Here is a 1,552-nt window from a genome sequence, read left to right as displayed (position 1 = left end):
ATCCTGATGTTCTGCTGCATCGGCATCTACTCGATCAACTCTCTGCCCACCGACGTGATGTTCATCGCGTTCTTCGGGCTGGTGGGCTACATGCTGATCAAGTTCGGCTTCGAGCCGGCGCCGATGCTGCTCGGCTTCGTGCTCGGCAGGCTGATGGAGGAAAACCTCAGGCGCGCCCTCATCATCTCGCGCGGCTCGCTGGAAACCTTTATCGAGCGCCCGGTCAGCGCCGGTCTGCTTGCCGTGGCCGTGATCCTTCTCGTCATTGCCCTCCTGCCCTCCATCCGGAAGGGGAGGGATGAGGTGTTTGTCGAGTGACATGAGGGGCCGTTGCAACTACTAAGGCAGCTCAAGCGTAGGCTGGATGAGGACGCTGGTTATGTGGCTGCGCCGAACAGGGTAGCAATGAAGTCGCGCTGAGTGCCCATGTCATTCGCTGGTGCGATCGCCACCTGTCCCTTGCGAATCATCGCCATGACCTCGTAGCCCGCGATCGTCCGTGAGGCCGTCGTGAAGCTCTTGAAGCCCAGCCCAGGACGGACCAGCCGTTTGATGCGCCGGTGATCCTGCTCGACGATGTTGTTGAGAGATTTCACCTGCCGGAGTTTGGCAAAGCGCCAGAGCTCGCCGGCACGTTTCATAGCCTGCGTCGCAATCGGATAGGCGGCGTTCTTGTCGACGGTGATGGTCCGCGGATTGACCGTGTGTGGCTGCCCTAATGCCTTCCGGAAGAAGCGCCGGGCGGCAGCCGCATCCCGCTTGGGTGAGAGCAGAAAGTCAATCGTCTGCCCGGTCGCATCAACGGCGCGGTAGAGATACACCCATTCACTCTTCACCCGAATGTATGTTTCGTCCACCCGCCAGGAGCCGTTGGTCATGCGAAGATGCGGACGGACGCGCCTGTCCAGTTCGGGAGCATAAGCCTGGATCCACCGAAAGAGGGTCGTATGGTCCACGTGCACGCCTCGATCGGAGAGCATGCACGCGAGGTCCCGGTAGCTGATCGGGAACTGCAGGTACCAGCGCACTGCCCACAGAATGATCTCCGCCGTGAACTGACGACCCTTGAACGGGTTCTTATTACCTTGCATCACCGCCAGCCCCTCTCAGCCTCCTCCTGTCGTAGCTCAGGCCGAGCAAGCTTCAAAGCTGCAATAGAACCCTCAGGATGGACAAGCGTCGGCCTGCCTCACTCAGGAAAACGGCAGCCTCTGTCGAAAGCTCATTCTTGCACAGACGGTTTCTCAGAGCGCGGTGGCCCGAGACCAAATCCGGCTCCGTTAAGCCAGAAAGCATGAGCGCGCGTATAAGGCAGGCGCTGTGCTCGGACGGAAGCATAGCGGCCAAGGGGAGTGGATCAAGTTAAACAGCCTATATCGTCGTTCTCCCGGACGATAACTCTTTCATCGCCGAAACAATGGCGTCCCCATGTCAGTAGTGCTGGATTGTCCACCCATTGTACTGATTTGGAGTGAGCTAAAGCGCTTTTGATCCGGGCTTGAATCCATTTGGGTCGGTTGTGCGTTGACCCGGATATGGCCCAGGAGGCAAG

At 59.1% G+C, this 1,552-nt stretch carries 2 protein-coding genes; one reads left to right on the top strand and one right to left on the bottom strand.

Annotated elements, in window-relative coordinates:
• Positions 1-318: tripartite tricarboxylate transporter permease (locus JQC81_RS32345; protein ID WP_203275847.1), on the top strand; the 318-nt coding region annotated here is incomplete at its 5' end.
• Positions 319-377: 59 nt separating this feature from the next.
• Here the strand turns inward: JQC81_RS32345 and JQC81_RS32340 are convergent.
• Positions 378-1,091 carry an IS6 family transposase gene (locus JQC81_RS32340; RefSeq protein WP_203275848.1) on the bottom strand — a complete coding sequence of 238 codons (714 nt, stop codon included), beginning with the start codon at positions 1,089-1,091 and terminating at the stop codon, positions 378-380.
• Between the last annotated feature and the right edge of the window lie 461 nt (positions 1,092-1,552).

The organism is Microvirga arabica (genome assembly GCF_016811235.1).
Classification (GTDB): domain Bacteria; phylum Pseudomonadota; class Alphaproteobacteria; order Rhizobiales; family Beijerinckiaceae; genus Microvirga; species Microvirga arabica.
The sequence above is the reverse complement of the archived record's forward strand: the minus strand, read 5'-3'. Positions and strand labels throughout refer to the sequence as shown.

What these genes read in the sequence shown, in the direction of transcription:
- JQC81_RS32340 (WP_203275848.1), bottom strand. Translation starts at nt 1,091, where the DNA reads ATGCAAGGTAATAAGAACCCGTTCAAGGGTCGTCAGTTCACGGCGGAG.